This window comes from Mycolicibacterium helvum, from assembly GCF_010731895.1.
GTDB lineage: Bacteria > Actinomycetota > Actinomycetes > Mycobacteriales > Mycobacteriaceae > Mycobacterium > Mycobacterium helvum.
On record NZ_AP022596.1, the window covers coordinates 2,350,048 to 2,363,360 of the forward strand.

Consider the following 13,313-nt stretch of genomic DNA (forward strand, 5'->3'; position numbering starts at 1 on the left):
AGGCGAGCAATGACGCCCCGCGTAGGAGTGACGCTGTCGGGCCGCTACCGCTTGCAGCGGCTGATCGCCACCGGCGGTATGGGCCAGGTGTGGGAGGCCGTCGACAGCCGGCTGGGACGCCGGGTCGCGGTCAAGGTGCTCAAGCAGGAGTTCTCCTCTGACCCCGAGTTCATCGAACGGTTCCGCGCCGAGGCGCGCACCGTCGCGATGCTCAACCACCCGGGCATCGCCGCCGTGCACGACTACGGCGAGACCGATATGGACGGCGAGGGCCGTACCGCCTACCTGGTGATGGAGCTCATCAACGGCGAACCGCTGAACTCGGTGATCAAGCGGTCCGGCCGGTTGTCGCTGCGGCACGCGCTGGACATGCTCGAGCAGACCGGACGTGCACTGCAGGTGGCCCATTCCGCCGGCCTGGTGCACCGCGACGTCAAACCCGGAAACATCCTCATCACACCGACCGGTCAGGTGAAACTCACCGACTTCGGTATCGCCAAAGCCGTCGACGCCGCCCCCGTCACCCAGACCGGAATGGTGATGGGCACCGCCCAGTACATCGCCCCCGAGCAGGCGCTGGGTCACGATGCCACCGCGGCCAGTGACGTGTACGCACTGGGAGTTGTTGGCTACGAATCGGTTTCAGGCAAGCGGCCGTTCGTCGGCGACGGCGCGCTGACGGTGGCGATGAAGCACATCAAGGAGACGCCGGCACCGCTGCCGGCCGACCTGCCGCCCAACGTGCGCGAACTCATCGAGATCACCCTGGTGAAGAACCCGGGCATGCGTTACCGCAACGGCGGCCAGTTCGCCGACGCGGTGGCCGCGGTGCGAGCCGGCCGACGCCCGCCGCGGCCCAACTCCGCGCCGACGATCCGCGCGACGCCTGCCGCGATCCCCGGAAGTTCGCCCCGGATGCCAGCAGCGCCGCCCACCGGGATGCGCCCGCGCGCCAACACGGGCAGCCACCGCCCACCCCCTCCGCGGCGCACGTTCTCCTCCGGTCAGCGGGCCCTGCTGTGGGCAGCTGGCGTGCTGGGCGCACTCGCGATCATCAGCGCCATCCTGATCGTGCTCGCCGACCGTAAAGACAGCGCCCCGGTACAGCGGACCGAAACGGAAACGGTGCAACCGCCCGCGACGCCCCAGTCGGCGCCGACCGGTTGGACGGATGACCCGCGAACCGGTCAAGCTGGAGACCAGATCGGGCCAATCCGATTCACGGCAGGCAGCGTGGCTGTTACTGCGCTGACCGAGTCCGATCGAAACGACGAGATACCGCGATGACCACCCCACAGCATCTGTCCGACCGCTACGAGCTGGGCGAAATTCTCGGCTTCGGTGGCATGTCCGAGGTGCACATGGCCCGCGACACGCGGCTGCACCGGGACGTCGCGGTCAAGGTGCTGCGCGCCGACCTGGCCCGTGATCCTAGCTTTTACCTGCGGTTCCGCCGGGAAGCGCAGAATGCCGCCGCGCTGAACCACCCCGCGATCGTGGCGGTGTACGACACCGGTGAAGCCGACACCGGCAACGGTCCGTTGCCCTACATCGTGATGGAGTACGTCGACGGGGTCACCCTGCGTGACATCGTCCACACCGACGGTCCGATGCCGTACCGGCGGGCCATCGAGGTCATCGCCGACGCCTGCCAGGCACTGAACTTCAGCCACCAGCACGGCATCATCCACCGCGACGTCAAGCCGGCGAACATCATGATCTCCAAGACCGGCGCGGTGAAGGTGATGGATTTCGGCATCGCCCGGGCGCTTGCCGACGCCAACAACGTCACGCAGACCGCAGCGGTGATCGGCACCGCCCAGTACCTCTCCCCGGAACAAGCCCGCGGCGAGAAGGTCGATGCCCGCTCGGACGTCTACTCGCTGGGCTGCGTCCTCTACGAGATGCTCACCGGGGAGCCGCCGTTCGTCGGTGACTCGCCTGTGGCGGTGGCCTACCAGCATGTCCGCGAGGATCCGGTACCCCCGTCGGCAAAGCATCCGGGTATCTCCCCGGAGCTTGACGCCGTCGTGCTCAAAGCGCTGGCCAAGAACCCCGACAACCGCTACCAGACGGCCGCCGAGATGCGCACCGACCTGGTTCGCGTGCACAACGGCGAAGCCCCCGAGGCGCCCAAGGTCTTCAGCGCCGCCGAGCGGACCTCCATGCTCAACGCACCGTCGGTGCCGTCCCGCGGCGACGACACCGACGAGATTCCCCGGACGGCCCGCTTCGTCGACAACGACCGCGCCGGCGGGTCGATCGGCCGCTGGCTGATCGTCGTCGCCGTGCTGGCCATCCTGACCGTGGTGGTGACGATCGCGATCAACATGGTCAGCGGAAGCCCACGCAATCTGCAGATCCCCGACGTCCGTGGCCAAGCGACCGCCGACGCGATCGCGGCACTGCAGAACAAGGGCTTCAAAATTCACACCGTCCAAAAGCCCGACAACACGGTGCTGCCGGACAAAGTCATCGACACCGACCCCCCGGCCAACTCGATGGCCAGCGCCGGTGACGACATCGCGATCAATGTGTCGACCGGCCCCAAGCAGGTGGAAGTTCCAGACTGTACGGCGTTCTCGGCCGCCGATTGCACCAAGAAGCTCAAAGACGCCGGGTTCAGCAAGTTCAAGCAGACAAACTCAGCTTCCAAGCCCGAGGACAAGGACCGAGTCCTGTCGACCGTTCCGCCCGCCAACCAGTTGTCGGCGATCACCAACGAGATCACCATCGTCATCGGCTCCGGACCGCAGAATGCCGAGGTTCCGGTGGTCGCCGGGCAGACCGTCGACGTGGCGCAGCAGATTCTCACCGCATCCGGCTTCGTGAAGACCGTGCCGGTGCCGACCGACAGCACCGAGCCATCCGGTCAAGTGATCGGTACCGACCCGGCGAACGGGCAGACAGTGCCTCAGGACACCCCGATCCAGATCAAGGTGTCCAAGGGCAACCAGTTCGTCATGCCGGATCTTCGGGGCATGTTCTGGACGGATGCCGAGCCACGTTTGCGTGGCCTGGGCTGGACCGGTGGGCTGGACAAGGGCGGCGACGTGCAGAACAGCGGTCAGCGCTCGAATGCCGTCGTATCCCAGAGCCCGGCGCCGGGTAGCGGTGTGAACTTCGGGGCGACGATCACCCTCAGCTTTGCGTCGTAGCTAGGGAGGGCTCCCCGCCGGAGCTAATCCCCCGGTCGCTGCGCTCCTGCCCGCCACCCCCGAGGGCGTGCCGCACGGTATCGGCCACCTCTTGCTCGAGGCGATGCACCAGCGTCTCCTCGGGAGCCTGCCCGCAGTAGCCCAGCCAGTTGGCGAGCATCCGGTGGCCGCCCTCGGTCAGGATCGACTCGGGATGGAATTGCACACCGTGGATCGGCAGTTCCACGTGCCGCACCGCCATGATGACACCCCCCTCGGTACGGGCGGTCACCTCCAGCTCGGCTGGCATGGTCTCCGGCAGGATGGTCAGCGAGTGGTAGCGCGTCGCCGTAAACGGGTCCGGAAGTCCGTGTAGCACACCGATATTGGTGTGGTAGACGGTGCTGGTCTTGCCGTGCAGCAGCTCGGGCGCGCGGTCGACCGTTCCACCGAATGCCACGCCGATCGCCTGATGACCGAGGCACACCCCCAGCAGTGGGGTGCCGGCAGCGGCGCAGGCGCGCACCAACGGGATCGACGCGCCCGCCCGCTCCGGTGTGCCCGGCCCCGGACTCAGCAGCACCCCGTCGAACTCAGCAGCGATACTGGCTGCGTCGGCCAGTCGCGCGTCGTCGTTGCGCCAGACCTGTGCGTCCACACCGAGTTGGCCCAGATACTGGACCAGGTTGAACACGAAGCTGTCGTAATTGTCGACGACCAAGACCTGCACCCGGTCAGATTACCCGGGCCTGAACAGCTCAGTAGCCGAGCGGACCGACCGGCTGGGCGTAGCGCATCCGCACCGGCCCGGCATAGGCGGCGACCGCGATGTCGTCACGGGTCTGCTCGCTGTAGCCCAACCCGAACCGCACGACGTATTGCTTGTACAAGGTGACCAGGGGAGCGGCGGCCAGCGCCGCGCGCATCGCGGTCGCGTCACCGATCGCGGTGATGGTGTACGGCGGGCTGTAGGTACGACCGTTGAGCAGCAGCGTGTTGCCGACGCAGCGGGGTGCCGAGGTTCCGATGATGCGCTGGTCTTGCATCTGGATCGCCTCGGCGCCGGAGCTCCACAGCGCGTTCAGCACGGCTTGGATGTCCTGCTGATGGACCACCAGATCGTCGGGCGAGGCGTCGCGCGGGAAGCGCCCGTTGGCGTCGCGCTGGGCGTCCGACAGCGTGACGATCAACCCCGCACCGTGCACCGGATCCAGCCCGGCGTCGCCGGCCAGTTCGTCGGCGCGGGCCAGCATCGCCGCCAGCGCAGTCCCGGCCGACGCACCGTGGGTGGAGTCGACCTGGGCGGCCAACGCATCGCGCTGGGCGTTGAGCCGGTCAACCGAGTTCTGGGCGTCGTGGACCAGATCGACCAGCCGCGGTGAATCGGCGCGACGGATGTCGGTGCCACCGGAAACGCCATGGGTGGCGGCCAGCAGCACGCCGGCAAGCAGGCATACCACCGGGACGCCGAACCGCCACGGCGAGCGCGCCGCGCCCGTCGTCGCTGGTGCCGGAGTTGTCGGGTCGCGGCGCCGCTGCGTTAATCTCATAGTCGGTCTGCGCACCATCGTCGCAGAAGATCCCGGCCCGAAGGTACCCATGCCCAAGTCCAAGGTTCGCAAGAAGAACGACTTCACGGTCAACCCGGTGAGCCGCACTCCGGTCAAGGTCAAGGCCGGGCCGTCGAGCGTGTGGTTCGTCGTGCTGTTCATCAGCCTGATGCTGATCGGGCTGGCCTGGCTGCTGGTATTCCAGTTGGCCGCCTCCGGCCTGGACGTGCCCAGCGCGCTGCAGTGGATGGCCAACCTGGGTCCGTGGAACTACGCGATCGCCTTCGGGTTCATGATCACCGGATTGTTGCTGACAATGCGGTGGCGCTGACCGAGGCGGACAGCTTAGAGGATCCGTGCTGTGCGTTCACCGTTCTGAGGCTGGCAACCTTCTGGTCACCCAATCACACGCGTGTGATTCATCCCCATTGTTGATAACGCCTGTGGATAACTGCATCACCCACGGTAGATACACCCGAGGACGCCATGCAGCAAACTGAATGGGGCCCCCGGATCGGGGCCATCGCAGGTCTCGGGATCGCGGGCATCTTGATGGCAATCGGCTGTGTGACCGTTGTCACAGACCCTCCCGGCCGGATCCTCACCGGGATTGCTGCGGTAGGGCTGCTGGCGTTCGCATTCGGATCATGGCGAGCCAGACCCAAGCTGGCTATCACCGCCGACGGGCTGGTGTACCGAGGGTGGTTCCGGTCGCAGACGCTGCAGCGTCACGACATCACGCTGATCCGCATCACCGAGTTCCGCCGCATCGGTCGCAAGACGCGATTGGTGGAGATCGAAACGGCCGCCGACCGGCTGATCGTGCTCAGCCGGTGGGACCTGGGAGCTGATCCGCTGGATGTTCTGGATGCGCTGACCGACGCGGGTTACGCGGGGGCTTCAGGCGACCGTTGACACCGCATTGAGAGCGAGATTCCCGCGGGATCTCTCGCTCTCAACGCTGTCTCGACGCTAGGAGATGGTGATGGACTCGATCACCACGGCGTCGTTCGGCCGATCATTGCGATCAGTGGCCGTGGTGGCGATGGCGTCGACGACCTTCTGCGACTCCGGATCGACGACCTCACCGAAGATCGTGTGCCGACGATTCAGATGCGGGGTCTTGCCGACAGTGATGAAGAACTGGGACCCGTTGGTGCCGGGGCCGGCGTTGGCCATCGCCAGCAGGTAGGGCTTGTCGAACTGCAGCTCCGGGTGGAATTCGTCGGCGAACTTGTAGCCGGGGCCACCGCGGCCGGTGCCGGTCGGGTCGCCGCCCTGGATCATGAAGCCGTCGATGACGCGGTGGAACACCGCGCCGTCGTAGAACGGACCCGAGGTGCTGCCCGATGCGTTCTGCGTCGAGTACTCCTTGGTGCCCTGGGCCAAGCCGACGAAGTTGCCGACGGTCTTGGGGGCGTGATTACCGAACAGGGCGATCTTGATGTCGCCGCGGTTGGTGTGCAGGGTCGCGGTCGCGGTCGCAATGGGGCTAGTCACGGGAAATCAGTGTGCCACTAGCGTCGAGTGCCCCAACTCGCGGCCACCCCTCACGGCGCTGTGGCACTGTTGATAACACCACCAACCGCAAGCGCCGGGAGGACCCTATGGGCCGCAGGACTGAACCCAAACTCACGCCGCGCGAGCGGCTTAACCGCGGACTGCACTACACCGCAGTGGGTCCGGTGGACATCACCCGGGGCGTGGTCGGCATCAGCGTGCACGGGGCCGAGTCGGCCGCGAGCACAATCAAGCGTCGGGCTCGCGAAGCGCGCGCTGTGCAACACGAACTCACCAAAGAGGCCGAGGCGGTCAAGCAGGTGGCGGCGGAGCTGCCGCAGCTGCTGGCCGAGGCTCGCAAGTCGCAGCATCGCCGTCGGCGGCGGCTGTTCGTGTTCGGATTCCTGGGACTGGCCGTGGTGGCCGGTGGCGCCGTTGCGTTCTCGATCGCGCGGCGATCGGCGACTCCTGAGCCGTCGGCGTTACCGCCGAGCGTGGACGTGGCGCCCAAAATCTAGGGTGGTGGACGTCGAGCTCCCGAAAGGCCGCCCGACCGTTATGTGGAGCCTAGGAGATTCGAACTCCTGACATCTGCCTTGCAAAGGCAGCGCTCTACCAACTGAGCTAAGGCCCCTCGTGTCTCAGTCGTCGAGGGTGTGCCAGATTTCGCCGCGGCGGCTGCGAATGATCGCCGCGCCCAAGGAAACCACCGCCAACACCGCTACCAGCAGTGCAATCCGCACGGGCGCCCTTCCTGTCGACCAGGACATCGTGGGCCTAGGAGGACTCGAACCTCCGACCTCTTCGTTATCAGCGAAGCGCTCTAACCGCCTGAGCTATAGGCCCGTACTCACATACGACCGAGCGACGAGATTACCGCACCCCCGGGGCTGCGCCCAAACCGCGAGCGCTAGTCCCGGTCGGCGAGCGTGACCTCGACCCCACCGACGATGTCGGTGCTGAGGTTGTAGATGAACGCCCCGACGGTCGCCATTGCCGTCAGCAGCACGATATTCACCAGACCGATCAAGGCCGCGCCGCCGAAGATCGTCCCGCTGGACACCAGCTCGCCGCCGCCGCCGCTCGTTGCCGTCAGCAGGTCACCCACGTTGCTGTTGAGCTTGCTCCACACCCCCATGCCGCCCAGCACCAAGTAGAGGAACGCCACGGCAACCATCCACACGAAGAACAACGCCACCGACAGCAGCAACGACACCTTCAGCGCGCTCCACGGATCGATGTGCCGGATCTGCATGCTGGCTCGTACCGGCCCGCGAGATCTACTGGCCGCCACCGCAACCCGGGCGGCTGCCCCGGCTGGCCGCGCCGACTGCTCCGGTGCCGCCTTACGCGGCTGTGCCACCGGCTTGGGCGGGGTCGACCCCGACAGATCCGGCAGCTCACTTCCGTAGCCCTCGGGGCGCGCGGGTTCAGTGCGCGGCTCCGGCCTGGGTTCAGGACGGGGCTCCGGCCTGGGCTCAGGGCGCGGCTCCGGACGGTTCACCGAAGCGTCGTTATCGGGCCGAGGCGGCGGTGGTGGTCCGCCCTGCCCAGGCTGATCCGGTGCGCCCGTACCGGTGATGAACCGGTTGACGCGGGCCTCAATGCTCGACGGGGGACCCGCTGGCGGGGCCGGTGGACGGGGCTGTCCCTCGGCGGCCGGTCGCTGCGGTGCGCCGCCTTGTCGCGCCCGCGCCGCACCGCGTTGCCAGGGTGGAACCTCGCCGGATCCACCGTTAGCACCCGGTCCGGGTTGGCCCGGGTCGTTCGGTGCGCTCACCGCCACTCCTTACTTGTCCCGCCGCGCTACGTTTCGTCAGAGTCGACATCCGGCCCGGCCACCTCGTCCGGCCCGGCCACCTCGTCGGTGGTGTCCTGCTCCTCGGCATTGCGGGCAATGGCTAACAGTGTGTCGCCCTCGCCCAGGTTCATCAAGCGAACACCCTTTGTCTGGCGCCCGGCCTTGCGGACCTGACGAGCAGCGGTGCGGATGACCCCGCCGCCCGAGGTGATGGCGTACAGCTCACTGTCTTCATCGACCACCAATGCGCCAACCAGACTGCCACGCCTGCGGTCGTATTGAATGGTCAGGATGCCTTTACCGCCGCGTCCCTGGACGGTGTACTCATCGATGGCCGTCCGCTTGGCGTAACCGCCGGCCGTTGCGACCAGCAAGTATGTGCCTTCGATCACGACGTTCAGCGACAGCAGGCGGTCGTCCTCGTTGAACCGCATGCCCTGCACACCCGAGGTGGCCCGGCCCATCGGCCGCAGCGCCTCGTCGGTGGCCGAGAACCGGATCGACTGGCCGTTGGCACTGACCAGCAACAGGTCGTCCTCCGCCGAGCACAGCACCGCACCGACCAGTTCGTCGCCGTCGCGCAGGTTGATCGCGACGATTCCGCCGGAGCGGTTGGAGTCGAAATCGGTGAGCTTGGTCTTCTTCACCAAGCCGTTGCGGGTGGCCAGCACCAGATAGGGCGCGTCCTCGTAGCTCTTGATCTGGATGACCTGGGCGATGCGCTCCTCAGGCTGGAACGCCAGCAGGTTGGCCACGTGCTGGCCGCGCGCGGTGCGCGACGCCTCCGGCAGCTCGTAGGCCTTGGCCCGGTATACCCGGCCCTGCGTGGTGAAGAACAGGATCCAGTCATGCGTCGACGACACGAAGAAGTGCCGCACGATGTCGTCCTGCTTGAGGCCGGCGCCCTGCACACCCTTGCCGCCGCGCTTCTGGCTGCGGTACAGGTCGGTCTTGGTCCGCTTGGCGTAGCCGGTTTCGGTGATGGTGACGACGACGTCCTCGCGGGCGATCAGATCTTCGTCGGAGACGTCACCGTCGGAGGCGATGATCCGGGTGCGCCGGTCGTCGCCGTGCTTGTCGGCAAGTTCAGCGAGCTCATCACGGACGATCGCGCGCTGGCGTTCCGGCTTGGCCAGAATGTCTTCCAGGTCGGCGATCTCGGCCTCGATCTTGGCAAGGTCGTCGACGATGCGCTGACGCTCCAGGGCAGCAAGCCGACGCAGCTGCATATCGAGGATGGCCTGAGCCTGGATCTCGTCGACGTCGAGCAGTTCCATCAAGCCAACCCGGGCGACGTCGGCGCTCTCCGAGGCCCGGATCAGGGCGATGACCTCATCGAGGGCATCGAGCGCCTTGACCAGGCCGCGCAGGATGTGGGCCCGCTCATTGGCCTTGCGCAGCCGGTAGGTGGTGCGCCGGATGATCACATCGAGTTGGTGCTCGACGTAGTAGCGGATCATCTGGTCCAGGCGCAGCGTCCTGGGGACACCGTCGACGATCGACAGCATGTTGGCGCCGAAGCTGGTCTGCAGCTGGGTGTGCTTGTAGAGGTTGTTCAGCACGACCTTGGCCACGGCGTCGCGCTTGATCTCGACGACGATGCGCAGACCCACCCGGTCACTGGACTGGTCTTCGATATTGGAGATGCCGCCGAGCTTGCCGTCGCGGACCTGCTCGGCGATCGAGGTGATGAAGTTGTCGTGGTTGACCTGATAGGGCAACTCGGTGATCACGATCGACGTACGACCGCGGGAGTCCTCCTCGATCTCCACGACGCCGCGCATCCGGATCGAGCCGCGGCCCGTCGTATACGCGTCGTGAATGCCCTGGGATCCGACGATCAGACCGTGGGTGGGGAAGTCGGGACCCTTGACTCGCTCGCAGCAGGCCGCCAGCGTCGCCTCTTCGTCGGCCTCGTGGTTGTCCAGGCACCAGTACACGGCCTCGGCCAACTCGCGCAGGTTGTGCGGCGGGATATTGGTGGCCATACCGACGGCGATACCGCCCGAACCATTGGCCAGCAGGTTCGGAAACCGGCTCGGCAGAACCGTCGGCTCCTGCACACGACCGTCGTAGTTCGGAACGAAATCGACTGTCTCCTCGTCGATTTCACGCAGCATCTCCATGGCCAACGGGGTCAGCCGCGCCTCGGTGTACCGCATGGCAGCCGCCGGATCATTGCCCGGCGAGCCGAAGTTGCCCTGGCCGTCGACCAGTGGATAGCGCAGCGACCACGGCTGCGCCATACGCACCAGGGTGTCGTAGATCGACGAATCGCCGTGTGGGTGATAGTTACCCATGGTCTCGGCAACGGAGCGCGCCGATTTCGCGTGGCCGCGGTCGGGTCGGAATCCGGAGTCGAACATCGCATACAGCACGCGGCGGTGCACCGGCTTGAGGCCGTCACGCACCTCCGGTAACGCGCGCCCGACGATGACGCTCATCGCATAGTCGATATAGCTGCGCTGCATCTCCTGCTGGATATCGACCGGCTCGATACGGTCGCCGGCTTCCTCGCCGGGCGGCAGGGTGGTGTCAGTCATGTGAGTCCTCTTTTGTCCCTATGACGGGGTGTACTTCGCTAAACATCCAGGAAGCGAACGTCTTTGGCGTTGCGGGTGATGAAGCTGCGACGGGCCTCGACGTCCTCACCCATCAGGATCGAGAACAACTCATCCGCGGCGGCGGCGTCGTCCAGCGTGATCTGGCGCAGCACCCGGACCGACGGGTCCATGGTGGTTTCCCACAGCTCCTTGGCGTCCATCTCACCCAGACCCTTGTAGCGCTGAATGCCGTCGTCGACGTTGATCCGCTTGCCGGCGGCCTTACCCGCTTCGAGCAGGCCGTCGCGCTCCCGGTCGGAGTAGGCGAACTCCGGCTCGCTGCGCTGCCACTTCAGCTTGTACAGCGGGGGCTGCGCCAAGAAGATGTGGCCGTTCTCCACCAGCGGCTTCATGAACCGGAACAGCAGGGTCAGCAGCAGGGTCGAAATATGTTGTCCGTCAACGTCGGCGTCGGCCATCAGGACGATCTTGTGATAGCGCAGCTTGGCAAGGTCGAACTCATCGTGGATGCCGGTGCCCAGTGCGGTGATGATCGCTTGGACTTCGGTGTTCTTCAGCACGCGGTCGATGCGCGCCTTCTCGACGTTGATGATCTTGCCGCGCAGCGGCAGGATCGCCTGGAACATCGAATCGCGGCCACTCTTTGCCGAGCCACCGGCCGAATCACCCTCCACCACATACAGCTCCGACTTGCTCGGGTCGGTGGAACGGCAGTCAGCGAGCTTGCCGGGCAGGCCGCCGATGTCGGTGGCGCTCTTGCGCCGTACCAGTTCACGAGCCTTCCGGGCGGCGATGCGGGCCTGCGCCGAGGACACCGCCTTGTTTACGACGGTCTTGGCCTCGGTCGGGTTGGCCTCGAACCAGTGGGTCAGCTGTTCGTTGCAGATCTTCTGCACGAAGGACTTCACCTCGGTGTTGCCGAGCTTGGTCTTGGTCTGCCCCTCGAACTGCGGCTGGGAGACCTTCACCGAGATCACCGCCGCGAGACCCTCGCGGATGTCATCACCGGTGAGGTTCGCATCCTTTTCCTTGAGCAGCTTCTTGTCCTTGGCGTACTTGTTGACCACCGTCGTCAGCGCGGCACGGAAACCCTCTTCGTGGGTACCGCCCTCGTGCGTGTTGATCGTGTTCGCGAAGGTGTGCACCGACTCCGAATAGCCGGCGTTCCACTGCATCGCGATCTCGACCTCGTGGCCCACACCCTTGCCGTCGAAATCAATGACGCTGGGCTGGATCGAATTCTTGGTGCGGTTGATGTGCTTGACGAAGTCGACCAGACCGCCGGGGTAGTGGAACACCCGGTGCTTGACCTTGTGCTGGCCCGAGGCCGCTTCGGCGGCCTTTTCTTCCGCGGATTTAGGCGCTGCGGCGGTGTCGCTGACGACGTCATCGACAACCTGGTCGGGGGTGACGCGCTCGTCGGTCAGCTCAATCGTCAGGCCCTTGTTGAGGAAGGCCATCTCTTGCAGGCGGCGGGCGATGGTTTCGAAGTCGTAGGTCGTCGTCTCGAAGATGTTGGGATCTGCCCAGAACCGGATGGTGGTGCCGGTCTTGCGGGTCTTCTCACCCTGGCGCAGAGTCCCCGGCACCGAATGGTCGTAGGTCTGGAACCATTCGTAGCCGTCGGTGCGGACGTCAGCCTCGAGGCGGCTCGACAGTGCGTTCACCACCGAAACACCCACGCCGTGCAGACCGCCCGAGACCTGGTAGGCGCCCTCTTCGAACTTGCCGCCGGCATGCAGCACGGTCATGACCACATCGATGGTGGGGATTCCGGTGGAGTGCATCGCGACCGGAATGCCGCGGCCGTCGTCGGTGACCTCGACCCCACCGTCCTCGAGAATCCGCACCGTGACCTTGGTGGCGAATCCCGCCATCGCCTCGTCGACCGAGTTGTCGACAACTTCCCAGACGAGGTGGTGGAGCCCTCGTTCACCGGTCGAGCCGATATACATGCCGGGGCGTTTACGAACCGCCTCCAGGCCTTCGAGGACTTTGATCGAGTCGGCACCGTACTGTTCTGTGGCAGCCACTAGCGGAACGCTCTCCTTGGGGTTCGCAGCGCACGACTCAACGACCGTGCACAGGTCTTGAGTAAGTCTACCGGTTAGCGCTTTCCGGACTGATTCTGCGGCGGCGTTTCTACACACCTAGTTGCGCCGTGCACGGAATTTCTCGGATTGGCATACGTCATGACGCTTGGCGCGTTGGTCAGCGACCGTCTCGTGGCCGTCAGCCGATTGTGGTAGTAGGGCTCAGCCGTAGGTGTCGCGCGGGCCGCGCCCGGAAATGTGCAACTTGCCCTTCCGCCACGACGGAGCGACCGGACCAGTGATCTTCAACGCCGTCACCACGCCATCACCGACCGCCGCGGCGATCTTGGCCAACAGCTGCGCTTGCACCATCCGCAGCTGGGTCGCCCATGCCGTCGACTCAGCGGCCACACTCAACACACCGTCCCGCAGCGTGGTCGGCTCGGCATGCTCGGCAATCTGTTCACCAACCACGGTGGCCCACTGCGCGAACACCGCACCCTCAGCGACCTTGGGGGTCCAGCCACGCGATTTGGCCAGTTCGTTGGCCACCGTCCCCAGTGGCTGCGGGTCGCGGCCATCCGGACCTGGTCCCGACCAGCGGCGACGACCATCCCGGTCGGCGCTGCGGCGGGCACCGGGGGAGCGGCGACCCCGGCCGACCTCCTTACCCTGACTGCGCGCTGCGCCGCGAGCTTCCTCAAGAGTGCGACGCACCAGATCCATCC

The 13,313-nt window shown here is 66.0% G+C and carries 12 protein-coding genes and 2 tRNA genes; 5 read left to right on the plus strand and 9 right to left on the minus strand.

What is annotated here, in order from left to right; translation table 11 throughout:
* Window positions 1-9: 9 nt before the first annotated feature.
* A complete protein-coding gene (locus G6N38_RS10880; protein WP_163747542.1) occupies window positions 10-1,287 on the plus strand; it encodes a protein kinase domain-containing protein in 1,278 nt (425 codons plus the stop codon).
* On the plus strand, window positions 1,284-3,158 hold the full coding sequence (pknB, locus tag G6N38_RS10885; RefSeq protein ID WP_163747543.1) for a Stk1 family PASTA domain-containing Ser/Thr kinase: 1,875 nt from the start codon (window positions 1,284-1,286) through the stop codon (window positions 3,156-3,158). The genes G6N38_RS10880 and pknB overlap by 4 nt, the downstream gene beginning before the upstream one ends.
* Here the strand turns inward: pknB and G6N38_RS10890 are convergent.
* Together G6N38_RS10890 and G6N38_RS10895 are read right to left on the minus strand one after the other, a co-directional pair.
* Complete coding sequence (locus tag G6N38_RS10890; protein ID WP_246227860.1) at window positions 3,142-3,867, minus strand: aminodeoxychorismate/anthranilate synthase component II; 726 nt, start codon at window positions 3,865-3,867, stop codon at window positions 3,142-3,144. The genes pknB and G6N38_RS10890 overlap by 17 nt on opposite strands.
* A 28-nt stretch (window positions 3,868-3,895) precedes the next feature.
* Window positions 3,896-4,687, minus strand: a complete 792-nt coding sequence (locus G6N38_RS10895) for a DUF881 domain-containing protein (protein ID WP_179968504.1) — start codon at window positions 4,685-4,687, stop codon at window positions 3,896-3,898.
* Between the two features lie 49 nt (window positions 4,688-4,736).
* Between G6N38_RS10895 and crgA the strand changes: the two genes are divergently transcribed.
* Together crgA and G6N38_RS10905 are read left to right on the plus strand one after the other, a co-directional pair.
* On the plus strand, window positions 4,737-5,018 hold the full coding sequence (crgA, locus tag G6N38_RS10900; RefSeq protein WP_163747544.1) for a cell division protein CrgA: 282 nt from the start codon (window positions 4,737-4,739) through the stop codon (window positions 5,016-5,018).
* 155 nt (window positions 5,019-5,173) lie between these two features.
* The gene (locus G6N38_RS10905; RefSeq protein ID WP_163747545.1) at window positions 5,174-5,602 is read left to right on the plus strand and encodes a PH domain-containing protein; all 429 of its coding nucleotides are present in this window, start codon (window positions 5,174-5,176) and stop codon (window positions 5,600-5,602) included.
* 57 nt (window positions 5,603-5,659) lie between these two features.
* Here G6N38_RS10905 and G6N38_RS10910 read toward each other — a convergent pair whose 3' ends face one another.
* The gene (locus G6N38_RS10910) at window positions 5,660-6,187 is read right to left on the minus strand and encodes a peptidylprolyl isomerase (RefSeq protein WP_108058019.1); all 528 of its coding nucleotides are present in this window, start codon (window positions 6,185-6,187) and stop codon (window positions 5,660-5,662) included.
* A 107-nt stretch (window positions 6,188-6,294) separates the two neighbouring features.
* Between G6N38_RS10910 and cwsA the strand changes: the two genes are divergently transcribed.
* Complete coding sequence (gene cwsA, locus G6N38_RS10915; RefSeq protein WP_163747546.1) at window positions 6,295-6,705, plus strand: cell wall synthesis protein CwsA; 411 nt, start codon at window positions 6,295-6,297, stop codon at window positions 6,703-6,705.
* Window positions 6,706-6,748: 43 nt separating this feature from the next.
* On the opposite strand, the gene G6N38_RS10920 is transcribed toward cwsA, so the two are convergent.
* The 6 genes from G6N38_RS10920 to G6N38_RS10945 all read right to left on the minus strand — a co-directional run bounded on the left by G6N38_RS10920 (window position 6,749) and on the right by G6N38_RS10945 (window position 13,311).
* A tRNA-Ala gene (locus G6N38_RS10920) sits at window positions 6,749-6,821 on the minus strand.
* A 138-nt stretch (window positions 6,822-6,959) separates the two neighbouring features.
* A tRNA-Ile gene (locus tag G6N38_RS10925) sits at window positions 6,960-7,033 on the minus strand.
* A gap of 64 nt (window positions 7,034-7,097) precedes the next feature.
* Window positions 7,098-7,967, minus strand: a complete 870-nt coding sequence (locus G6N38_RS10930) for a DUF3566 domain-containing protein (RefSeq protein ID WP_163747547.1) — start codon at window positions 7,965-7,967, stop codon at window positions 7,098-7,100.
* Window positions 7,968-7,993: 26 nt separating this feature from the next.
* Window positions 7,994-10,531: a DNA gyrase subunit A gene (gyrA, locus tag G6N38_RS10935; RefSeq protein ID WP_163747548.1), complete on the minus strand. Its 2,538-nt coding sequence runs from the start codon at window positions 10,529-10,531 to the stop codon at window positions 7,994-7,996.
* 38 nt (window positions 10,532-10,569) lie between these two features.
* Window positions 10,570-12,585: a DNA topoisomerase (ATP-hydrolyzing) subunit B gene (gyrB, locus tag G6N38_RS10940; RefSeq protein WP_163747549.1), complete on the minus strand. Its 2,016-nt coding sequence runs from the start codon at window positions 12,583-12,585 to the stop codon at window positions 10,570-10,572.
* Between the two features lie 222 nt (window positions 12,586-12,807).
* Window positions 12,808-13,311: a DUF721 family protein gene (locus G6N38_RS10945; RefSeq protein WP_246227991.1), complete on the minus strand. Its 504-nt coding sequence runs from the start codon at window positions 13,309-13,311 to the stop codon at window positions 12,808-12,810.
* Window positions 13,312-13,313 lie beyond the last annotated feature (2 nt).